The 20909-nt window shown below is 37.3% G+C and carries 23 protein-coding genes; 17 read left to right on the forward strand and 6 right to left on the reverse strand.

Features of this window, described 5'->3' with window-relative positions; translation table 11 throughout:
- Window positions 1–56 precede the first annotated feature (56 nt).
- Entirely contained in the window at window positions 57–380 is a 324-nt protein-coding gene (locus J7E57_RS14615) for a heavy metal-binding domain-containing protein (protein WP_029274899.1), read from the reverse strand.
- A 177-nt stretch (window positions 381–557) separates the two neighbouring features.
- On the opposite strand from J7E57_RS14615, the gene J7E57_RS14620 reads away from it, so the two are divergent.
- A complete protein-coding gene (locus J7E57_RS14620; protein WP_215165250.1) occupies window positions 558–3656 on the forward strand; it encodes a VIT domain-containing protein in 3099 nt (1032 codons plus the stop codon).
- A 172-nt stretch (window positions 3657–3828) separates the two neighbouring features.
- Here J7E57_RS14620 and J7E57_RS14625 read toward each other — a convergent pair whose 3' ends face one another.
- Complete coding sequence (locus J7E57_RS14625) at window positions 3829–4350, reverse strand: 5' nucleotidase, NT5C type (RefSeq protein ID WP_251029925.1); 522 nt, start codon at window positions 4348–4350, stop codon at window positions 3829–3831.
- 143 nt (window positions 4351–4493) lie between these two features.
- Between J7E57_RS14625 and J7E57_RS14630 the strand changes: the two genes are divergently transcribed.
- From J7E57_RS14630 to J7E57_RS14690, 13 genes are all read left to right on the forward strand, one after another.
- A complete protein-coding gene (locus J7E57_RS14630) occupies window positions 4494–5066 on the forward strand; it encodes a 30S ribosomal protein S16 (RefSeq protein ID WP_215165252.1) in 573 nt (190 codons plus the stop codon).
- 169 nt (window positions 5067–5235) lie between these two features.
- The gene (gene rimM, locus J7E57_RS14635) at window positions 5236–5763 is read left to right on the forward strand and encodes a ribosome maturation factor RimM (RefSeq protein WP_215166143.1); all 528 of its coding nucleotides are present in this window, start codon (window positions 5236–5238) and stop codon (window positions 5761–5763) included.
- Window positions 5764–5893: 130 nt separating this feature from the next.
- Window positions 5894–6358 (forward strand): hypothetical protein, encoded by a 465-nt coding sequence (locus J7E57_RS14640; protein ID WP_215165254.1) that lies wholly within the window; start codon window positions 5894–5896, stop codon window positions 6356–6358.
- A complete protein-coding gene (locus J7E57_RS14645) occupies window positions 6348–6548 on the forward strand; it encodes a helix-turn-helix transcriptional regulator (protein ID WP_317196552.1) in 201 nt (66 codons plus the stop codon). Before J7E57_RS14640 ends, J7E57_RS14645 begins: the two co-directional genes overlap by 11 nt.
- Window positions 6549–6608: 60 nt before the next feature.
- Window positions 6609–7043 (forward strand): DUF4488 domain-containing protein, encoded by a 435-nt coding sequence (locus tag J7E57_RS14650; protein WP_215165255.1) that lies wholly within the window; start codon window positions 6609–6611, stop codon window positions 7041–7043.
- A gap of 102 nt (window positions 7044–7145) precedes the next feature.
- The gene (gene trmD / locus J7E57_RS14655; protein ID WP_215165257.1) at window positions 7146–7820 is read left to right on the forward strand and encodes a tRNA (guanosine(37)-N1)-methyltransferase TrmD; all 675 of its coding nucleotides are present in this window, start codon (window positions 7146–7148) and stop codon (window positions 7818–7820) included.
- Window positions 7821–7884: 64 nt separating this feature from the next.
- The gene (locus tag J7E57_RS14660; protein ID WP_215165259.1) at window positions 7885–8520 is read left to right on the forward strand and encodes a response regulator; all 636 of its coding nucleotides are present in this window, start codon (window positions 7885–7887) and stop codon (window positions 8518–8520) included.
- A complete protein-coding gene (locus J7E57_RS14665) occupies window positions 8498–10279 on the forward strand; it encodes a 7TM diverse intracellular signaling domain-containing protein (RefSeq protein WP_215165261.1) in 1782 nt (593 codons plus the stop codon). The genes J7E57_RS14660 and J7E57_RS14665 overlap by 23 nt, the downstream gene beginning before the upstream one ends.
- A 120-nt stretch (window positions 10280–10399) precedes the next feature.
- Window positions 10400–11248, forward strand: coding sequence for a WG repeat-containing protein (locus J7E57_RS14670; protein ID WP_215165263.1), 849 nt, complete (start codon window positions 10400–10402; stop codon window positions 11246–11248).
- 11 nt (window positions 11249–11259) lie between these two features.
- The gene (locus J7E57_RS14675; protein ID WP_215165265.1) at window positions 11260–11733 is read left to right on the forward strand and encodes a hypothetical protein; all 474 of its coding nucleotides are present in this window, start codon (window positions 11260–11262) and stop codon (window positions 11731–11733) included.
- Between the two features lie 161 nt (window positions 11734–11894).
- Window positions 11895–12254, forward strand: a complete 360-nt coding sequence (locus J7E57_RS14680; RefSeq protein ID WP_215165267.1) for a hypothetical protein — start codon at window positions 11895–11897, stop codon at window positions 12252–12254.
- 232 nt (window positions 12255–12486) lie between these two features.
- Complete coding sequence (gene rplS, locus J7E57_RS14685; RefSeq protein ID WP_025141628.1) at window positions 12487–12834, forward strand: 50S ribosomal protein L19; 348 nt, start codon at window positions 12487–12489, stop codon at window positions 12832–12834.
- A gap of 187 nt (window positions 12835–13021) precedes the next feature.
- Window positions 13022–14080: a mechanosensitive ion channel family protein gene (locus tag J7E57_RS14690; protein ID WP_251029926.1), complete on the forward strand. Its 1059-nt coding sequence runs from the start codon at window positions 13022–13024 to the stop codon at window positions 14078–14080.
- 325 nt (window positions 14081–14405) lie between these two features.
- Here the strand turns inward: J7E57_RS14690 and J7E57_RS14695 are convergent, their stop codons facing one another.
- The 3 genes from J7E57_RS14695 to J7E57_RS14705 all read right to left on the reverse strand — a co-directional run bounded on the left by J7E57_RS14695 (window position 14406) and on the right by J7E57_RS14705 (window position 17907).
- Window positions 14406–15065, reverse strand: a complete 660-nt coding sequence (locus J7E57_RS14695; protein ID WP_215165271.1) for a phosphatidylserine decarboxylase family protein — start codon at window positions 15063–15065, stop codon at window positions 14406–14408.
- A gap of 55 nt (window positions 15066–15120) precedes the next feature.
- A complete protein-coding gene (hpt, locus tag J7E57_RS14700) occupies window positions 15121–15663 on the reverse strand; it encodes a hypoxanthine phosphoribosyltransferase (RefSeq protein ID WP_215165273.1) in 543 nt (180 codons plus the stop codon).
- A gap of 87 nt (window positions 15664–15750) precedes the next feature.
- Window positions 15751–17907, reverse strand: a complete 2157-nt coding sequence (locus J7E57_RS14705; protein WP_215165275.1) for a transglycosylase domain-containing protein — start codon at window positions 17905–17907, stop codon at window positions 15751–15753.
- A 131-nt stretch (window positions 17908–18038) separates the two neighbouring features.
- Here J7E57_RS14705 and J7E57_RS14710 point away from each other — a divergent pair, with 131 nt between their 5' ends.
- Genes J7E57_RS14710 through J7E57_RS14720 form a run of 3 tightly spaced genes read left to right on the forward strand, consistent with a single transcriptional unit; the run spans window position 18039 to window position 20084 of the window.
- On the forward strand, window positions 18039–19115 hold the full coding sequence (locus J7E57_RS14710) for an Mrp/NBP35 family ATP-binding protein (RefSeq protein WP_215165277.1): 1077 nt from the start codon (window positions 18039–18041) through the stop codon (window positions 19113–19115).
- A gap of 34 nt (window positions 19116–19149) precedes the next feature.
- The gene (locus J7E57_RS14715; RefSeq protein ID WP_029274884.1) at window positions 19150–19395 is read left to right on the forward strand and encodes a NifU family protein; all 246 of its coding nucleotides are present in this window, start codon (window positions 19150–19152) and stop codon (window positions 19393–19395) included.
- A gap of 53 nt (window positions 19396–19448) precedes the next feature.
- Window positions 19449–20084 (forward strand): hypothetical protein, encoded by a 636-nt coding sequence (locus tag J7E57_RS14720; RefSeq protein ID WP_215165279.1) that lies wholly within the window; start codon window positions 19449–19451, stop codon window positions 20082–20084.
- A 225-nt stretch (window positions 20085–20309) separates the two neighbouring features.
- Here J7E57_RS14720 and def read toward each other — a convergent pair whose 3' ends face one another.
- Complete coding sequence (gene def / locus J7E57_RS14725; RefSeq protein ID WP_215165285.1) at window positions 20310–20870, reverse strand: peptide deformylase; 561 nt, start codon at window positions 20868–20870, stop codon at window positions 20310–20312.
- Window positions 20871–20909 lie beyond the last annotated feature (39 nt).

The raw sequence follows: 20909 nt of genomic DNA on the forward strand, positions 1-20909 counted from the left end.
TTCCCGCACCGGAAAGACTTTCTTGTTTTTGCTTAGTTTTCGCAATAAGCAATATCTTAATCTTCTAAAATCACAGCAGTACCATTGGCGCTCACCATTAACATGCTGCCGCCACTACCCACAGTCTCGTAATCTAAATCTACGCCAACAATTGCGTTTGCACCTAACGCGGCTGCGTACTGTTGCATTTCGTTAACCGCTGTATCTTTTCCCTCCCTTAAAACGCGTTCATAAGAACTCGACCTGCCCCCTACTATATCTGTTATTCCGGCAAATAAATCTTTAAAAATATTTGCGCCAATAATGGTTTCTCCGGTAACAAGACCTATATATTTTACAATTTTTCTGCCCTCAACTGAAGGCGTTGTAGTTACTAACATAGTTTCAGTTTTAATAATTAGAACAATTTTTTTTAGAAATGTTACATCTTTTTAGAAAAGTCCATTTTATGTTTTCTGAAAGGGCATTTTACTTGCAAAATCATAGAAAAGGAGGGGAGCCGAAAATAAATTTATGTAATCGCTAGTGCTTTTGCATCACTATTTAAAATTACCGTTATGAGACCATCTAAAACCTTATTCATCCTTCCTTTATTATTGGCCACATTTTTTGTTCAGGCGCAAATGCCTGTCTTAAAAGTGCAGCAAGCCGAAACCAGCGAACAAAAAGATGCTGTTAAACTTAAAAAGTTAAATATTGATGTACAGATTACAGGAAATGTGGCCACAACGGTAATGACGATGACCTTTCACAATAACAGTAACCGAATTTTAGAGGGCGAATTAACATTCCCTCTGCCCGAAGGAGTAAGCATAAGCCATTACGCTTTAGATATTAATGGGAAAATGCGCGAAGCCGTTCCGGTAGAAAAAGCCAAAGCAACTGAGGTTTTCGAAAGCATTGAGCGGAGAAGAGTGGATCCGGGTTTGCTGGAGAAAGTAGAAGGAAATAATTTCCGCACCAGGATTTATCCGTTGCCGGCCAATGGAAGCAGAACCATAATTGTTGGTTATGAAGAAGAACTCAGTTTTAACAGCAAGAATGTTTTAAAGTATCATTTGCCTTTAGATTATAACCAGGCAATTGAAAAATTTACATTAAAAACTACCGTTTTCGAAAGTATAATAAGACCTGAGCTGGGCGAACAGCCAGATGGGAGTTTTGATTTAAAAGCCAATGGAAATACCTATGTTGGACAGATCGATAAAACCAACTATCAGCCTAAAAATGGTTTGACTATTAATCTTCCAAAGAGAAATGATCTGACTGAGGTGCAAATGCAAAAAGCATCAACAGGTTATTATTTTCTGGTTAATGTTTTTCCTAAAACCGAAAGCCGTCAAAAGCAATGGGCTAACCAAATTGGTTTAATCTGGGATACCTCTTTAAGTGGTCTGCAGCGCAATAACGAGAAGGAAATAGAACTGTTGGATTTAATCATCAGGCAAAAACAAAATTTAACCATCCAGTTAGGTTTGGTTAATAACGGTTTTAAAAACGCAGGAACTTTTGTCATCTCAAATGGTAACTGGACACAGTTAAAAGATAAACTGAAGAATCTAGTTTATGATGGGGGAACAAATTTCAGCGCCATAAACACTAAAAGCCTGCAGGCCGACGAATATATTTTATTTACTGATGGACTTTCGACATTCGGAAAAAATACGGTCAGCTTAAATAAACCGGTTCATTGTATCAATACTTCACTTAAAGCTGATTATAGCACCTTGAAATTTATCAGTATGAAAACTGGGGGACAATTTGTTAACCTGAACTCCGTTTCGGTAGGCGACGCTTTTAAACAATTGAACCACCAAAACCTTCAGTTTTTAGGGATTAAAAATGGAGCAGATGTAAGGCAAACTTATCCTTCAATGAAAGTAAATGTAAATGGACATTTCTCTTTAGCCGGTATTATGAATGCATTTAATACGGAATTTACGTTGCAGTTTGGTTTTGGAAATACTGTTGTTTCAGAACAAATTGTTCGGTTAAATGCTACGGAGCATACTTTGAGCAGCATTGATGTTAGCCGTGTTTGGGCACAGAAGAAAATTGCTGAAATGGACATTCAATATGAGGATCATAAGGATGATATTAGTGTTTTGAGCAAACAGTTTGGCATTGTTACCCGTAATACCAGCCTCATCGTGTTAGAAAATCTTGATGATTACCTGCGTTATGATATTGTGCCTCCTGTTGAATTGCAACAGGCCTACAATGCGGTTTTAAAGCAGCGCAGAACAGCAATTCTGGAACGTAAGCAGGATTTAATCAATGCTGCGATAGCAATGACCAAAGAACTGAAAATCTGGTGGAATACCGATTTCTACTATAAAGAACCAGGAAAGAGGGAAGAGAGATATCCTGATCCAGGGCAAAGGGGTGTAAATGGAGATCCCACAGGCAATATTGCAATTTCTGATCCAGTTGGCGAAGGAAGAAGAAGCACGCTTGTTGCTGAGCAAGTACGCGAGAGAAGAAGAGCAGAATCGGCAAGTCAGATGAGAATGCCAGCTGCGGCTGCGAAGCAGGAATTGGCCGCTAGCGAAAACAACGCCCTTAATGAAGTTGTGGTCGTGGGATACGGTACTCAGCGAAAATCATCCGTTACAGGCTCAGCAGTAACCATTAGTGGAAAAGAGTTACAGCAAGGTTCATCAAATGAAACAATGAGTCTGTTGCAGGGAAAATTAGCGGGGCTTAATATTACACGATCCACAGGAATGGTAGAAACCCAGCCCGCCATCGTTATCCCCGAATTTAAAAGTGATAAAGATTATATGAAAAACCTGGTTGGAAAACCAGACAGTGCTTATCAGGCTTATTTGAAAATGCGCTCGAAATACATTTCAACACCAATGTTTTATTTTGATGTGGCCAATTGGTTTTATCAGCAGAAAGATAGTGTTAAGGCACTCACCATTTTAAGTAATATTGCCGATCTGGACCTCGAAAATGCCGATTTATATAAAACTTTGGCCTATAAATTAAAGCAGACCGGAAATTATAAAGATGAACTTTTTATTACGCAGAAGGTTTTGCAATGGAGGCCTATGGATGCGCAGAGTTACCGCGATTATGCTTTGGCACTAGCAGATAACGGGCAATACCAGGCTGCACTTGATCATTTATATAAGGTACTCACCCAAAGTTATAACAGTCAGATTGCCGATCGAGATCAAGGAATCGAGGAGATTGTGATATCCGAAATCAATAACCTGATTGCAAAACATAACAGTAGCTTAAGTACCAAAGGGATTGATAAAAGGTTAATCCAGCCTTTGCCAGTAGATGTGCGCGTGGTGCTCAACTGGAATAAAAATGATACTGATATCGATCTATGGCTAACCGACCCAACTGGTGAAAAAGGATTTTATGGAAATTCGAGAACAAAAATAGGTGGCAGGATCAGCAACGATTTCACTTCAGGTTATGGCCCTGAACAATTTATGATCAAAAAAGCAATAAAGGGAAAATATAAAATCGAAGTTAACTATTACGGCGATCGGCAGATTAACATTAGCGGACCAACAACCGTAACTGCCGAGATTTATACCCGATATGCCACAGGTAAACAACAAAGAAAAGTAATTGTATTGCCTATGGCGACTGGAAGTAGCGGGGGGAATTTGGTTGGGGAATTTAATTTTTAGAAATGTGACTACACGGATAAAAGGGTTACATTAATAGGACAATCTATTGTGCAAGTAATCGTCATTTCGACCGCAGTGGAGAAATCTAATAACTATCAATTTATATAGTTATTAGAGATTAGATTTCTCCATTTCGCTATGCTTCAGTCGAAATGACGAACCTTTTTTGAAATTATAGCAACAACCCCGCTACTTCCTCCCAGGTATTTACACGTTCATATTCGGTTACAAGCAAATTATGTGGCGATGTAAATAATAAAGGGCGACCAGCAAAATTGACAAAGTTTTTAGTGCGGTCGTCAATTATAATATCAACATTCACAATTTTATTTCCGCAGAACATAATGTGCTGCCAATCGATGAAAGGAAAATGTTCGGTCATCCAATCGTACTTATCAATCAATGAATTTCGGAACTCCATCGCCGCCGAAACAATATAAACATCATATTTCTCTTGTAAGGACTTAATTACGCGTTGACTATCTTCGATAACTTCAAGATCTCGGAAAAAACCAGGTTCATTTATATATTCGAACCATTTCTGGTTAACATCTTGCGGAACATGGTGATAGATTTCGTTTCCGGCATCAATTTTTAAATCTAAAGGAACGTTAAAATCCCGGTTATATAGTTTAATAAATTTTCCAAGGGCATCGGCAATTACCTCGTCCATATCAATCGCAATTCTTTCCATTTGTACCAGCAAATATTACGGCGCAAATATCCTGAAAACAAAGAAATTAAACTATGTTTTTAATTTACAGTATTTTAGTTATCTTTGCAGCCCCGCAGCATGAAGCTCCGGGAACTATGTTGAATACATAAATACAAAAAGAAATGGCAACTAAAATCAGATTGCAAAGATTCGGTAAAAAAGGAAAACCTTTTTTCCACGTTGTGGTAGCAGATTCCCGCTCTCCACGTGATGGTAAATTTATTGAGCGTTTAGGTTCTTACAACCCAAACACCAATCCTGCAACCATCGAAATTAACTTCGAAAAAACTTTAGCTTGGGTTAACAGTGGTGCACAACCAACTGATACTGCTCGTGCTATCCTTTCTTACAAAGGTGTTTTGTACAAAAAACACTTAGAAGGCGGTGTTAAAAAAGGAGCTTTAACTCAAGAACAGGCAGATGAAAAATTTGCAGCTTGGTTAGATGCTAAAGCAGGTAAAATTTCTGGTAAATCAGAAGGTTTAGCTACTTCTAAAGCGGATGCGCGTAAAGCGGCATTAACAGCAGAAGCTAAGAAAAAAGAAGATAAAGCAGCAGCTATCGCAGCTAAAAATGCACCGGTTGCAGAAGAAGTTGTTGAAGAAGAGGTTACTGAAGAAGCACCAGCTGTTGAGGCTGAAGCAACTGAAGAGGCTCCTGCAGCAGAAGCTACTAAAGAAGAAGGAGCAGAATAATTTTAATTATTTTGTCTCATAAAATAGCGTTCCGAATTTCGGAACGCTATTTTTATTTAAAAGATATTATTATTTACGGTGCGTCATGCTGAACTTGTTTCAGCATCCTATGAGATCTTGAACTAAATTCAGGATGACGTTACTATTAAAGATACCTTTAGGGGTGATTATGAAACACGAAGAAGCATTTTATATCGGTTACGTTACTAAAACGAGGGGTTTAAAGGGAGAAGTTCAGGTATTTTTCGAATTTGACGAGTACGAACAGCTCGAGTTTGATGTGGTATTTGCCGATATGAATGGTAAGCTTGTTCCCTATTTTGTGGCTTCGGCAAAACTGCAGGCCAATAAAACAGGCTATTTTAACTTTGATGATGCTGATCATATCGATAAAGTACAGCCCTTATTAAAGAAGAAACTCTATCTGCCTATTACCCAAATGCCTGAGCGCGATGAAAGTGAGTTCTTCTACACTGATTTAAAAGGCTTTATGGCGATTGATGAAACACTTGGCCAGCTTGGCGAAATTCTGGAAGTAAACGAATATCCACAACAATTTGTTGCTACGGTAATGTATAAGGAAACCGAAATCCTTTTTCCGTTAAATGAAGATTTTATTGTAGAAATTGACGACGAAGGAAAGGTGCTCACGCTGGATTTACCTGAAGGCCTGCTTGATGTTTATTTGGATAGCTAAAAAATCAAAAATATTTTCTCGTCTTTTTACACTATTAAGCTAGTTTTTGTAAAATAAAACATTCTTTTAGTAAAAAATACTTGACATTTATATCAAAAATACTTTACATTTAGTAAAAAATATTTGATATATGAAAAATTCGCTTTTGATCCCAAACAAATTCAAGGTAATTGGTTGGGTAATTTTTTTAGTCTTTTGTATCTTGGGATTCTTCTGTTTAACTAAAGAATTTAGAATCCCTGGGTTTCAAATTTATTCATTAAAGAATATAAATGAAAATTCACCAATTAATTTCGCTGATTATAATTTAACCAATGAGTTTGCAATTTTAGGTATTACCATAGGATTACTAATGATAATCTTTTCTAAAGAGAAAATTGATGACGAATATATTGCTGTACTTAGGCTAAAGAGTTTACAGTGGGCCGTTTTGGTCAGTTATGTTATACTGTTAGCCATAAATTTTTGTTTTTACGGGCTTTCATTTTTGATGATTTTGGTGTATAATATATGGACAATACCCATAGTTTTTTTAGCCAAATTTAATTATAGTTTGCAGCGATTAAAAAAGGAAAGGTTCTCTGATGAAAAATAATATCCGTGTACAACGTGCCATTAAAAACATTACACAGGCAGAACTTGCAGACCTGATCCAGGTTTCGAGACAGACCATTAATACGATCGAATCAGGAAAGTATGTTCCATCAACAGTATTGGCTTTAAAAATGGCAAGGGTTTTTAATAAACCGGTCGAGGAAATATTTGAGCTGGAGGAGGGCGATTAACAGGTAATGTTTTTTTAAGGAAAAATTGTTAATTTAGATCTCATACCAACCAAAATTAACATGCTCAAAAGAATATCAAAAATTGCTGTAATTTTCCTTACAGTGCTGGCCATCTTTTCTTGTAAAACCGTACAACAGGCTAATTTAAAAGAAATCAAACCATTTGTTGGCATCTGGAGCGATACCACCAACCCTGGGAGTAAGATCGTTTTTAAAGCGGATGGAAGTTTTTACAATATCGCCAATGAAGGTGGTGTACAGATCATCACGCATAGCGGTACATTTAAAATTTTGTCAAACAACATGTATGTGCTAAATATTTCGGATGCAAGGGCCGATGCTACTTACGATCTTAAAGGCAGGCAATATGCAAACTATTACACCTTGAGTAATGACAAAAAAACAATGAAAGTAAGCGGTGTTGTTGACGGACGGAACGGTAGAAAGCCGTTGCAATGGGCGAGCGATCTGATAAAGGTTAATACGCTGGATTAATATTTACCACAATGAGTTTCTATAATAGCCAAAATTGATACTGAGTATAGCAAAATTCTCCTTCAGGCTATAGACTTCAGACTAAAGGCTTACCTTTGCACCATGCGTTTCGATATTATAACAGTTTTGCCCGCTTTACTAGAAAGTCCGTTTGCTCATTCTATTTTGCAACGTGCACAAAAAAAAGGCATAGCCGAAATTGTTGTGCATAACCTGAGGGATTATGCAACCAACAAACAGAAAAGTGTTGATGATTACCAATATGGCGGAGGTAGCGGTATGGTGATGAGTATTGAGCCTTTTGCGGCCTGTATCGAAAAGCTTCAGTCAGAACGAGAATATGATGAGATTATTTTCATGAGCCCCGACGGTGTTACTTTAAACCAGAGCACGGCCAATGAATTATCTATTAAAAGGAATATCATTATTTTGTGTGGCCACTACAAAGGCATAGATCAGCGTATACGCGATATCTTTGTTACCAGGGAGATATCAGTTGGTGATTATGTTTTAAGCGGTGGCGAGCTTCCTGCAGCGATTGTGGTAGATGCTGTTGTGCGTTTAATCCCGGGTGTTTTAAATGATGAAACTTCTGCCCTATCTGATAGTTTTCAGGGAGAACTGCTTGATGCTCCTGTTTATACCCGCCCGGCAGACTGGCGTGGACATAAAGTACCCGATGTTTTATTAAGCGGTCATGAAGCTAAGGTGAACGAATGGAGGCATGAACAAGCACTGGAGCGAACTAAAATCCGCCGTCCTGACCTTTTAGAGTAAAATTTCCTTGTAAATTATAAAGGTAAATTCTATTTTAGGAGAAACGCTTCTAGTTCCTGATAATATGCCCAAACAGATCGTTATTTGTGATGACCATTTACTTTTTTTAAACGGCATTTCCGAATTGCTTAAAAATACCGGGAAGAACTATGGCATTTTTAAATTCAGCGATGTACATTCCTGCCGAAACCATTTAATGCATAACATTGCTGATGTTTTCATCTGTGATTTAAATATTAACCACTTTGATGGATTTGTATTGATCGAAGAACTCAGATCCCAACTAAAAAACACCAAAATAATTGTTCTCACTGCTTATTACGAAGATTTTCTGATTCAAAAAGCAAAGAAACTAGGTGTGAATGCTTTCCTGAAAAAAGAAACACCTGCCGAAGAGCTTATCAGTATCATCGAATCAAATAAAGATACAACGTTTTATACCAATAAGAGTTATAAAAAAGGCGAGAGTGTGTATAGTGCCATTGATGGTTCAATTGTCAATAAATTCCGGATATCCAGACAGGAAAAAGAGATTATTAAATTAATTATCAAAGGATTAACCAGTAAGGAAATTGCTGAAGTCCTATTTATCAGCATAACAACGGTAACAACCCATCGGAAGAACATCCACCGGAAGTTGGAAATCAATAATAGCAGTTCGCTCATTAAATTTGCTCATGAGAATAATCTACTTGATTAGCTTTCTGCTATTCCCGCTACTCTCTTGTGCACAAATCGCAAACAAATCAATATCGGTAGTATCCAGCTACGCTGTAGACCAAAATTCATCGTGGACGAGCGGGATGCTCCAAAAACAAAAATTTCAGCCGTTTAAGCAGAATAGCAAGGTTAATATCGGCTACAACAAAGATGCGGCAGTATGGTGCAGATTTATTGTAAAAAATATAAGCACTTCACAAAGTACTAAAACATGGTTGTGTTTTAACAACAACCATATCGATAGCCTTAGCCTTTATGATGGTAGATTAATTAAAACCATTGGCGATAGAACGGTTGGTCAGAGTCCGTTTATTGAAACCCTGGCATTTGAGCTTAATCTGCAGCCAGGTGAAGAAAGATTACTTTGGGTACGGGTTAAAAAAGAGACTTCCTTTTTAGATTTTTCTTATAGTTTGGAAGATCAAGCTTATTTAGAAAGCAAATCATCTCAAAAAACAGCATTGACATCTTTTTTTATTGGTATGGTGTTTTTGCTGCTCATGATCAATGGGATATTGTTTTTCATGACTAAAAACAAGTTATACGGATATTACATCGGCTATTCTGTATTAACGGTGTTTTACACAGCAATTACAACCAATTTCGCCAAGCACGTTTTATTTCCGGGGTTTAGGTTTTTTAGCGAGGGCCGGGTTTACACTGGAGCACTTTGGTATATTGCCTTGAGTATTTTTCTTGGATATTTTTTAAAGTTAAAAGAAAACCAGCCCGTTAAGCATAAGTTAATCATAGTGCTTGGTGGCATAAACTTTTTGTTGATTTTAATCTCTATTTCCTTATTGGTGTTTTATAAGGGTTTTGAATTTCGTTACTTTTTTGTATTAGGTTACATCATATTCCTGGCTTCTATCGTCGTACTTTTCTGGGCGGCATTAACGCATCTAAAAATTGAAAAAACCCAGGCTATTTATGCGCTTCTTGCCTTTGCTCCACAGTTTGTATGGGGCGCTTGCTTAATTTTAAAGACATTTGAAATTATTCCAAAATCACTGGGCGATAATTGGATGTTGTTTATCGGTCTTTATGAAGTGTTTTTGTTCGGCTACGTTTTATCAAGAAATTACATCGATATTTTTTTGAAGAACAACGAGCTGATGCAACAGGTTATTTTCGAAAAGGAAAGCTCATTGAGGGCCATTAGTGAGGTTCAGCTACGTGAGCGGAGAAACATCGCTAACATTATTCACGACAATGTAGGAAGCAAGATTGCCCATATTATTCATCTTTTTGACATGAAGAATGCCGAGCTTGCCAAACAAACGATTAACGAGCTGGCTGAGGATATCAGAGAAATATCTCATAAAATACTGCCGAAAGCACTTGATGAAGGTGCTTTGATGTCTAGCTTACAAAGCCAGATCTCAAGCTTGAACGCAGGTTTAACGGATGCAAAAATTGAGCTTTTCTGTTATGATTTTCCTGATAAAATTGATGAAAAATGGATTTACGATTTTTATCTTATCGCACTGGAAGTTATAAATAATGCCATTAAGCATGGTAGCGCTGAGTTAATCACCATCGAACTTTATAAATATCCCAAAAATTACCATTTTCAATTTACGGATGATGGACTCGGCTTCGATCTGCAGAAAACAAGCAGGGGCTTTGGGCTCGAAAACATCGAAAAGAGAGTAAATTACTACAAAGGTAATTTCGAAATCAGTAGTGTTAAAAACGAAGGCACAATTATTCAGATCAACATCCCATCCAATCGCTAGTCTGTAACTTTTTTCATTAATTCTGTATATGTAAATATACCCTTTATTGGGTATTTCTGTCCGGGTATCTTTAGCATACTTTAGCTTAATAAAAGCAATACACCCTTTAAATTAATGGAAATGAAACAATTACTTACTGCAGTACTAAGTGTGCTGGCTATTGCAGGTTATGCGCAAGACTTAAGTCCAAAAAAGAACGAAAGTGGAAAATACGGATTTGTAGACAAGGCGGGAAAAGAAGTGATCCCTTTTAAATACGAAAAGGCCGGATACAGCTTCCACGAAGGATTAATTGCGGTTAAACTAGATGGGAAATATGGCTTTATAGATGAAACAGGAAAGGTAGTTATCCCATTCAAATATGATGATGCCATTTACTTTAAAGATGGTTTTGCGCAGGTTGAGCTAAATAAGAAATCGGGTTATATCGATAAAAAGGGTAAGGAAATCACCGCCCTAAAATACGATGTTGCCTTCGATTTTTATGAAGGTATTGCCAAGGTGAGACTAGACGAGAAATATGGTTTTATTGATGTTACGGGCAGAGAAATCACTCCTTTAAAGTACGAAGACGGAAATAACTTTAAAAATGGTTATGCAAGTGTGAAACTAAAAAACAAATGGGGTTTTATCGATAAAACAGGCAAAGAATTTACAAAGTTTAAATACGACTATGCAAAAGATTTTAATGATGGGGTTGCTCCTGTTGAAAAGAATAAACTCTATGGCGCCATTGATAAAAACGGAAACGAAATCATCCCTTTCAAGTATAGGTTCATTGCTGATTTTGAGGATGGTTTGGCTAAAGTTGGACTTAATGGAAGAGAGGGCTTTATAAACAGAACAGGCGAAGAAGTTATTGCGATTAAATACGATGCGGTTGGCAGTTTTGAAAATGGGGTTGCCAGGTTTAGATTAAACGGCAGATGGGGAGCGATGGATAAAACAGGTAAAGAAATTACACGATAATAAACATAGACATGAAAAAATTAACAATATTGTTTTTTTTGTTTTATGGCTCTTTTGCCTTTGGTCAGGAGACTTACGAGAACAAGAAATTAGCGCTTATTAACGATGTTTTTTATAAAAGCACCAGGCAAAACATTAACTCCTTTATGAAGGATAAAGGTTTTGAAAAAGGGGATGTTGAAGAAGGAGAAGGCGATGTTAAAGAAATACTGGCTTTCGACTCCAAATTTGACATGATGGAGGTGTCTTACGCGAAAAATGGTAAAATTTCGACTATAGTTTGCATTTTTTCAGGAGCGATTAATGTGGCATTTATCGATATGGAGCTAAAAAATAAAGGATATACAGCTAAAGTTGTTAAACAATCTATAGATGGGCAGCCGGTTAATAAAAATATCTGGGGCAAATCCGGAACGAAGTACAATTTTGTTACTTATGCCGATGAAAAGGAAAAAATTGGCGTTTTAGGCTATGGTGTGTACTAGAACGGTTGTTTAAACCCAGCCCTGCTTACTTTAATAAAAATGAAACTCAAAGGCGCAGAAAAACAGTTCTGGTGGCATTTTGGACAAATTACCGAAGCTAAAAATATCCCCTACCTGGTTTTGCCAGTATCGATTCGATGGTTGATGATGAGTATTTAGCCATGCTTTTTGCAAAAGTTTCGGTTATGGGGAGTATTTATTTAAAAGAAACGAGGGTGACCGATGAGGGGGTGAAATTGATCAGCAATGTTAAGCAGCTTAAAGATTTAACCCTGATGAAGCATGAAAATATTACTAAAGCATGTTTGCCTTATCTGAACAAACTGACGGATCTGGAATACCTTGATATCTGGAGGACTAAAATCCGCTTAGAAGATATATGGGTTTTAAAAGATTTAAAAAACCTTAAGGAACTGCATATATCGCCTCACGATGAGGGTATAGAAGAAAGTAGAGATGCTATTTTGGAAAAGATAATAAAAGCGGAAGAAACTTTGCCTAATTGTATTATTCACACTTGATATCATCAATAGGTAAATATTTTACCTCAGGATATTAAACACTAAATTTCGCCATATATTGGCGAATAAGTGCTCTCCTGATCTTTTGGAATAGAAGCATTTAACACAATAGAATGTGGAATTCATAAAGAATGTGGAAAAAATTAAAATAGGTTTTTTTTTCTCAAAAATAATCCCTAATATTGCAATCCGATTTTCACGGGATGAAATATCGATTTAATAGCTTAAAATCATGGATTTAGTAAAATTTGTTGAAGAGCAGGCCATCGCGAAAAAAGATTTTCCTGCGTTCAAGTCTGGCGATACAGTGAGCGTGCACTATAAAATTCGCGAAGGTAATAAGGAACGTATCCAAATTTACCAAGGTGTTGTAATACAACGTAACAGTGCTGGTGCTAACGAAACTTTCACGGTTCGTAAAATGAGCAACAGTATTGGTGTTGAGCGTATTTTTCCTATCAATTCTCCAAACATTGAGAAAGTAGAAGTAAATAGCTATGGTAAAGTTCGTAGAGCGAAATTGTTCTATTTACGTGCTTTAACTGGTAAAGCTGCTCGTATCAAATCTTTGAGAAAATAATATTCTTTATTATAAGATATAGCCTTCACGATTAATTTCGTGGAGGTTTTTTTGTTTGTACCTTTGTTAAATGTTAGATTCTGCTTTTTTCGACCAAGTGTTTTGGGGTAATACCGTAAAAGCCTATTTCCTTTTCGGAGGCATACTTTTTTTAGGCTTAATGTTCAAAAGGATTGTATCAAAACTTTTGAGTAAACTGCTATTTAAGCTCTTTAGAAACTTCTCTAATCAAGCTCACGATGAAGCGTTTGTTGGGCTTTTACTTAAACCGATAGAGGTTTTTATTCTGTTAACCACACTTTATCTATCCATCAACCAGTTAAAACACCCGTTGGAGGTAGCTGTATTCCATTACAGCAAACTAATTGGTAAGGTTAAAGAGTCAATACCAGTAACAATTGGCGATTGTATTGACCGGATATTTCTGTTTGGGATCATCCTATCTATTTTTTGGATTATTTTAAGGATAATCGACTTCATAAGCCACGTGCTTCTTTATAAAGCTTCGCTTACAGATAATAAGGCCGACGATCAGCTGGTGCCCTTTTTAAAAGAGCTGTTTAAAACGATCGTAATCTTTATCGGTTTTTTCACCCTTCTGGGCTTTGTTTTCGAGGTTAATGTATTAACGCTGATTACAGGATTGGGTATTGGTGGTATTGCCATTGCTTTGGCTGCTAAAGAGAGTTTAGAGAACTTAATAGGTTCATTCACCATTTTTTTAGATAAACCTTTTACCGTTGGCGATCTGGTAAAGGTTGATGGTGTGGAAGGAACGGTTGAAAAAGTAGGTTTCAGGAGCACAAGGATTAGAACTTCTGAAAAAACGATGGCTACTATACCTAACAGAGGTATGATTGATGGTGTTTTAGAAAACCTTTCGCTGAGGAATTCGCGCAAGGTCTCTTTTATTATCGGGCTTACTTACGAAACCAATTCGGAATCACTTAGAAAAATTATTACCGAGATAGAAAGGTACATCAATAATCATCAAGGCACCAGCGATGATGGAAATGCTTCCTTTAAGAGCTTTGGCGATTCGGGTTTAAATGTAGAGGTTAACTATTTTGTAACTGTGCTAAATTATGCTGAATTTCTTAAAATCAGACAAGAGATCAATCTTGAAATTATGGATATCGTTATCCGTAATAAGTCGGATTTTGCCTACCCTACACAACGCTTAATCAGCGACAGGCCAGCTCCCGCAGGTGATAAAGAAGAGGTTGGTGATGATGCTATGGATTAAATGATTACATACCTTCATCCGATTAATATTTATTAATTTAACTAATTTTCTTAGGCGATCGTCATGCTGAATTTATTTTACAAGTAGAAATAGTATTTTCAATTGCCTTGTAGCTACTACGTGGTCAGCATCTTTCCTGCAAAATAGACCCTGAAATGAATTTACTGCGTAGCTCGCTGCGCTACAGGTCAGGGTGACGACTAAATTAAAATATATATAGAATATCTTAAAGGGATATAAATCACAACCAAAATATTTGTAAATGAACAAAGAAGCCGACTTAGTATAAACTAAATCGGCTTTTATTATAAACTGTATTGTTCTTTTAGCTTAAAGTAGCTAGTGTAGTGATGCCGCCTTTTACAACCTGGTTAAGTTCTACGTTCACTTTTGTGCCTATGGGTAAAAACACATCAACCCTCGAGCCGAATTTGATGAAACCAAATTGCTCAGCCTGTACTACCTGATCGCCTTCTTTAACATACCATACAATTCTGCGGGCTAAAGCACCGGCAATTTGACGGAACAATACAGGGGTACCATTTTTATGCTCCACAACAGTTGTAGTACGTTCATTCTCTGTTGATGATTTTGGATTCCACGCAGCAAGGTATTTTCCTGGGTGATATTTGAAGAACTTTACCACTCCAGAAATTGGATTACGGTTAATGTGAACATTTATTGGTGACATAAAAATCGAAACCTGTAAACGTTTATCTTTAAAATATTCTCCTTCTTCTGTTTCTTCGATTACGACTACTTTGCCATCTGCCGGACAGATAACCAGGTTTTCGCCCGAAGAAAAGCTGCGGCTCGGGTTACGGAAAAACTGTAGTACTATAATAAATAATGCAGCTGAAAAGATATAAATGAACCAGCGCAACCAGGTTATATCGTGATATTTATAATCAACTACCGCATTGATTACGAAGATAAACAATATGCTTAAGGCAATGGTAGTGTAGCCTTCTTTATGTATGGTCATTGTTTTAGAAATTATTGGGCAAAGGTGCGAAAAATAAATTAATCCAATCTAAAAATTATGCCCCGGTTGCTCTGTAAATATCAGTCAGGTTTCTACCAAGACCATTATAATCTAATCCGTAACCCACAACAAATTCGTTAGGTATTTCAAAACCAACGTATTCTAGTTCTTCAATTTCATATTTTAAAGCACTTGGTTTAAGCAAAAGAGAAGCTACTTTAATTGAAGCAGGATTTTTTTCTTTTATCGTTTTTAAAATATGCATTAAGGTTAAGCCTGTATCAACAATATCTTCTACAATGATAATATCTCTGCCTTCGATGTTATCAGGCAGTCCGATTAATTCTTTTACATTTCCCGAACTTGCTGTACCTTCGTATGAGGCCACACGCATAAAAGCAACTTCGCAGGGTACGTTTATTTCCTTGATTAGATCGGCCGTAAACAAAAAACTACCATTTAATACACCAATAAATAGCGGGCATTTGCCCTCGTAATCAACATTGATCTGGATGCCAAGTAAACGGATCCGTTTGTTTAAGGTATCGTTCTCTAAAAATATCTCGAACGCTTTATCCTCTACTTTTATTTTGTGCATATCGCTGTTGAAAGGTTATTGTTGTTTAATTGTATAAATCAGTTAACTGGTTAATATAAGAACTGTAAACTGCCAATTGGAAACTGGTTACTGAGTCTTTTCCAATTCCTTTTGTCGTTTTCGTTCTTCTCTACGCTCCAGCCTTAATTGTTTTTTGGTTTTAGTGGTATCGGCTGGCGTGGTTATCTGTTTGCTTGTGGTATCTTTTTTAGATCCGCCACCAAAAAGACGTTCGAAGAAACTTTTATTTTTATCGTGTACAATTACAACTGGTAAGCCGTCTCCGTCATCATCAAATGCTGTAGTATCAATAACAGCCGTATCAGGTGCTAAATACTGACGGAGACCCTCTCTTAAGCGTACATTATAGAAACCATAACCAGAAGTATCACTCGCCACTAAACCTCTTCTTGCCATAATATTTCCCATAAACCTAAAATAGTTGAACATGTAAGGTTTCAAGCTGCCATCAGCCATGAATTTATACATCGATGCCTTTGGTTTAGGAACAATACTCGCCAGGAATAATCCATCACCGATGGTTAAATCGGCAGGTTGTTTTCCAAAATAATAGCGCGAAGCCTCACCTATTCCATAAATATTCTGGCCTAGTTCCATAATGTTGAAATACACCTCGAGCATCCGTTGTTTGCTTACCAAGTGGTTATGCTCAATAAGCCAAACAATTAATATCTCTTCGGCTTTACGGGCCAAGGTTTTTTGACGGCTTAAATAAACATTTTTAACCAGCTGCATACTGATGGTACTGCCACCGCGTTTAAATTTCTTCTCTTTAAAGTTTACGGCGATTGATTTACGGATCGATTCTTCAACAAAACCGTTGTGCGTAAAAAATGATGGGTCTTCTGCTGTTAAAACCGCATTGATAAAGTTTTTCGAAATTGACGATAAAGGCGTAAAATTTGGGTTTGATGGGCCTATGGTAATATCGCGCATTGGTTTGCCATACTCGTAAGGTGTATAGACAAATGGGCTGTTTATTTTTTGCAGATTGGTTTTACCCCATTGTACAATTTTGAAATCAACGGGTGTTAAGGTAGAGCTAAAGCGCACGCTGTCTGGCACTTTAGTGTCTAAATAAAAATTTAGGTTATATTTCACTTTGCCCTGTACTTTTAATCCTTCCAGCGATTCGAACAAGCCTTGTGGAAAAGCATCTAAAACCCCTTGTGCATCCTGTTCTTCGGCATTTAGCTTTAACTCATATATTTTGTTCTTTCCTAAAGTATATTTAACAAAAGGATGGATCTGTGCATTTTTTAGGTAGGCTGTTGAGGTGCTGTCTAAAGCAATGAAATTAGGCCCAACTAAAATATCGGCATCCAGTTTTGCACTTTGTACAATGATGTCGTTCGAAGCAATGCGTGGCTGATTAATCAGCATGTTTTTTACCGACCAAGAGCCAGAAATTTTATAATCGTCGCCGCTGTATTTTGCATTTTTAAGCTCGGTTTGTAAGGTATCAAAACTGATTTTTGCATGTAGCTTATTGTTTAAGTAAGGTAATTCCAGTTTTTTTCCATCGGCATAAGCGGTAAAGCTCAATTCTTTGCTGCCTGGGTTTACATAACCGTTTACATGCCAAGTAGATTCGTTATTGTTTACATCAATGGTTGATTTTAAATCGCCGCCGTCAATTGTAGCCGTTGTTGCAAAAGTCAACTTGGCTGTATCATGGTCATTTAATTTAAATACCATGTTCTTCACATCCATATCGTCAGGGATTTTGTATAAAACCTGATTTAAGATGTTGCTGGCTATTTCTGGTAAGTTGGCTTTTCCATTGGTTTGGGTGCTGTCTTTTTTCTTACGCTTTAAGATGAAATCGATATTTGTGGTCGAATCTTTAAGTACAACACTTACAAAGCCATTGTTAAGTTTTACTTCTGAGAGTTTTACTTTGCCAAAAATGAGCGGGAAAAGTTTTACACCCACACTGAGTTCGCCAATATTAGAAAGCGTATCCCTATCTTTAGGAACAACAGAAATATTGGTCATTTTTACGGTGCTAAGCCCTGTAAAACCGGCCGATCCTATTTTTACCTCCAAACCATAGTCCTTGTCGGCCTTGGCAATTGCTTTGGCCACCATTTTTTTAAGAAGCGCTTCCCTTTTGCTATAGGCTACCGCACCCAATGCAATACAAACAACTAAAAAAACACCTAAAATCCAGGCTCCGATTTTTAAATATTTTTTGGGGATCTTAATTTTTGGTATTCGCATATAGTCGTTAAAATGGTTAATTGCTTAAACGTAACAATTAAATGTTTATTTCGTGTTAAAATTACAGTTAAAAAGCCTAAATAAAAGTATTTGTGGCTATGTTTTGTTAATTTTGAATTTAAATTAATACCATGCAGATTAGCCCGCAACAAGTTTTAGATGCGCTTAAAAATGTTGAAGATCCCGATCTTAAAAAAGATCTGGTTACTTTAAACATGATTAAAGATTTACAGATAACAGATAACCAGGTCAATTTTACATTAGAGCTTACTACGCCTGCATGTCCGATGAAGGAAATGCTAAAAAATGCCTGTACAAATGCCATCAAGCATTTTGTATCGCCAACAGCAGAAGTCACGATCAATGTAACTTCGAGGGTTACCCAGCCAAGCAATTCATCATCATTAGATAATATCAAAAACATCATTTTGGTTTCATCCGGAAAAGGAGGAGTTGGTAAATCTACGGTAGCGAGTAATCTGGCGGTTGTATTGGCCAAGGATGGTGCAAAAGTTGGCCTTATTGATGCCGATATTTATGGGCCATCGGTACCCACCATGTTCGATCTGGTTGATGCCAAGCCAGGTGCAGAAGAAACAGCGGATGGTAAAACCAAAATTTTACCGATTGAAAAATATGGAATCAAATTATTGTCTTTAGGTTTTTTTGCAGATCCGGGGCAACCAGTGCCATGGCGCGGACCAATGGCTTCAAACGCAGTAAAACAATTGTTTAACGATACCAACTGGGGGGAGCTGGATTATCTGATCGTAGATCTTCCACCGGGAACCGGCGATATCCACATCACCATTACGCAAAGCTTCCCGATTTCGGGGGCGGTGGTAGTTACGACACCTCAACAGGTTGCTTTGGCCGATACGCACAAAGGTCTGGCTATGTTCAGGATGCCGGGAATTAATATTCCGATTTTAGGCGTTATAGAAAACATGTCGTATTTTACACCAGCAGAATTGCCGGAGAATAAATATTATATCTTCGGAAAAGGTGGCGGTACCGAACTTGCAGCGCGTTTTGATGTGCCGTTTTTAGGCGAAATTCCAATTATCCAGAGCATTTCGGAAGCTGGAGATAAAGGGAAACCGGTAGCGCTAAACCAGAACCCTCAACTTGATGTTATATTTGGAGATATTGCAAGTAAAATTGCACAACAGATATCCATCAACAATGCGCAAATGGTGAATTGCTAAAAAATTACTATTTTTATAAATTAAAATATATATAATGAATTTAACAGAACAAGTAGAACAGGCATTGGAAACTATCAGGCCGTATTTAAAGGCTGATGGAGGTGATGTTTCTGTTGAAGAAATTACATCTGAAGGAACAGTAAAGCTTAAGCTTTTAGGCAACTGCGGTTCTTGCCCGATGAGTTTCATGACTATGAAATCTGGTATCGAACAGGCAATCATGAAAGCCGTTCCTCAGATCACTTCGGTAGTTGCCGTTAACATGGCCGAGCAAGATTAAGCTTTAACACTATTTAACAAGGAAGTTTTATTAATAAAATTACTTTTGTCTTAATGAGATATTGTGTTGCCCTAATTTGCCTTATTTTTTCTGTTACCGCTTTTGCACAACAAAAGCCGGCACAGGATAAACTCATCCAATTTTCAGGGATTATTACCGATATCGATAGCTCAAATGTGATTCCTTATGTTACCATCACCAATCTTTCTGCAAAGAGTAAAAGGGTTGGTGCTGATTATAGAGGATATTTTACCTTCATTGTTAATCCTGGTGATACCATCTTGTTTACGGCCATTGGTTATAAGAAGTTTTCTACTGTAATTCCTGAAGGCACACCCGATAGCAAATACACCATTATGGTTAAGCTGAAGGCCAATGTGATCGATTTACCATCGGTGCGTGTTTTTCCATGGGCAACAACAGAAGAATTTACCCGCGAGTTTTTGTCGATGAAACTGGCGGATGATGATATGGCCATAGCCAAAAAGAACCTTTCGCGCTCTTCAATTGATGGTTTAATTCAAACCTTGCCTCGTGATGGACAGGAAATAGGCAGCCAAAACTATCGGTATAATTTTGATAGGATGATCAATAAGAATATGGTGCAAACCAATCCCCTACTTAATCCTTTCGCCTGGGGTAAGCTGATGCAGCAGATTTTTGATGGGGATAAGAGTAGGACGAATTAGTCTGGAGTCTTAAGTTCGGAGTTCTTAGTCTTGGATGCAGAAGACCAAACGCTATTTAATCATTATTTTATTTAGCAGTCATCCTGAATTTATTTCAGGGTTTATGCGGCTATAAAGATCCTGAAATAAATTCAGGATAACGACCAAGGGTAATTAATGCTGGTAGACCTTAAAACAAAAAAGGGAAAACGTTTCCATTTTCCCTCTGATATCTTACATCAAAACTTATCTTTTCTTACTTTTATTCGGAAACTTCATTTTGTAATCTGTTTTGATATTTCCTTTCGAAATCGCATCCAGTTTGCTTTTAAGCATGGTTTTGCGAAGAACACTTACTTTATCGGTAAATAATTTTCCTTCAATATGATCGTATTCATGTTGGATTACGCGTGCAGGCATTCCGTCTACATCTTCAGTATGTTCTACCCAGTTTTCATCAAAATAGGTAATCTTGACATTCGGCTTGCGCATAATGTTTTCACGGATATCAGGAATACTTAAGCAGCCTTCGTTAAAACTCCAGGCTTCGCCCGTTTCTTCCAAAATTTCGGCATTGATAAATACTTTTTTATAGCCTGGTTTACCGTCTTCATCCTCGCCTGTATCTACAATAAACAAGCGGATAGGCAAACCAACCTGAGGAGCAGCTAAGCCCACACCATTTGCATAATACATGGTGTCGAACATGTCGCTGATTAATTGTTCTAATCCGGGATAATCTTTATCGATATCGGTTCCTACCTTTTTTAAAACAGGATCACCGTAAGCTACTATTGGTAATTTCATTGTATTATATTTATGTCGCCCGTCATTGCGAGGCACGAA

Origin of the sequence: Pedobacter sp. ISL-64 (assembly GCF_018613605.1) — a bacterium.
GTDB lineage: Bacteria > Bacteroidota > Bacteroidia > Sphingobacteriales > Sphingobacteriaceae > Pedobacter.

What these genes read in the sequence shown, in the direction of transcription:
- J7E57_RS14615 (WP_029274899.1), bottom strand. Translation starts at nt 380, where the DNA reads ATGTTAGTAACTACAACGCCTTCAGTTGAGGGCAGAAAAATTGTAAAA.
- J7E57_RS14620 (WP_215165250.1), top strand. Translation starts at nt 558, where the DNA reads ATGAGACCATCTAAAACCTTATTCATCCTTCCTTTATTATTGGCCACA.
- J7E57_RS14625 (WP_251029925.1), bottom strand. Translation starts at nt 4,350, where the DNA reads ATGGAAAGAATTGCGATTGATATGGACGAGGTAATTGCCGATGCCCTT.
- J7E57_RS14630 (WP_215165252.1), top strand. Translation starts at nt 4,494, where the DNA reads ATGGCAACTAAAATCAGATTGCAAAGATTCGGTAAAAAAGGAAAACCT.
- rimM (WP_215166143.1), top strand. Translation starts at nt 5,236, where the DNA reads ATGAAACACGAAGAAGCATTTTATATCGGTTACGTTACTAAAACGAGG.
- J7E57_RS14640 (WP_215165254.1), top strand. Translation starts at nt 5,894, where the DNA reads ATGAAAAATTCGCTTTTGATCCCAAACAAATTCAAGGTAATTGGTTGG.
- J7E57_RS14645 (WP_317196552.1), top strand. Translation starts at nt 6,348, where the DNA reads ATGAAAAATAATATCCGTGTACAACGTGCCATTAAAAACATTACACAG.
- J7E57_RS14650 (WP_215165255.1), top strand. Translation starts at nt 6,609, where the DNA reads ATGCTCAAAAGAATATCAAAAATTGCTGTAATTTTCCTTACAGTGCTG.
- trmD (WP_215165257.1), top strand. Translation starts at nt 7,146, where the DNA reads ATGCGTTTCGATATTATAACAGTTTTGCCCGCTTTACTAGAAAGTCCG.
- J7E57_RS14660 (WP_215165259.1), top strand. Translation starts at nt 7,885, where the DNA reads ATGCCCAAACAGATCGTTATTTGTGATGACCATTTACTTTTTTTAAAC.
- J7E57_RS14665 (WP_215165261.1), top strand. Translation starts at nt 8,498, where the DNA reads ATGAGAATAATCTACTTGATTAGCTTTCTGCTATTCCCGCTACTCTCT.
- J7E57_RS14670 (WP_215165263.1), top strand. Translation starts at nt 10,400, where the DNA reads ATGAAACAATTACTTACTGCAGTACTAAGTGTGCTGGCTATTGCAGGT.
- J7E57_RS14675 (WP_215165265.1), top strand. Translation starts at nt 11,260, where the DNA reads ATGAAAAAATTAACAATATTGTTTTTTTTGTTTTATGGCTCTTTTGCC.
- J7E57_RS14680 (WP_215165267.1), top strand. Translation starts at nt 11,895, where the DNA reads ATGCTTTTTGCAAAAGTTTCGGTTATGGGGAGTATTTATTTAAAAGAA.
- rplS (WP_025141628.1), top strand. Translation starts at nt 12,487, where the DNA reads ATGGATTTAGTAAAATTTGTTGAAGAGCAGGCCATCGCGAAAAAAGAT.
- J7E57_RS14695 (WP_215165271.1), bottom strand. Translation starts at nt 15,065, where the DNA reads ATGACCATACATAAAGAAGGCTACACTACCATTGCCTTAAGCATATTG.
- hpt (WP_215165273.1), bottom strand. Translation starts at nt 15,663, where the DNA reads ATGCACAAAATAAAAGTAGAGGATAAAGCGTTCGAGATATTTTTAGAG.
- J7E57_RS14705 (WP_215165275.1), bottom strand. Translation starts at nt 17,907, where the DNA reads ATGCGAATACCAAAAATTAAGATCCCCAAAAAATATTTAAAAATCGGA.
- J7E57_RS14710 (WP_215165277.1), top strand. Translation starts at nt 18,039, where the DNA reads ATGCAGATTAGCCCGCAACAAGTTTTAGATGCGCTTAAAAATGTTGAA.
- J7E57_RS14715 (WP_029274884.1), top strand. Translation starts at nt 19,150, where the DNA reads ATGAATTTAACAGAACAAGTAGAACAGGCATTGGAAACTATCAGGCCG.
- J7E57_RS14720 (WP_215165279.1), top strand. Translation starts at nt 19,449, where the DNA reads ATGAGATATTGTGTTGCCCTAATTTGCCTTATTTTTTCTGTTACCGCT.
- def (WP_215165285.1), bottom strand. Translation starts at nt 20,870, where the DNA reads ATGAAATTACCAATAGTAGCTTACGGTGATCCTGTTTTAAAAAAGGTA.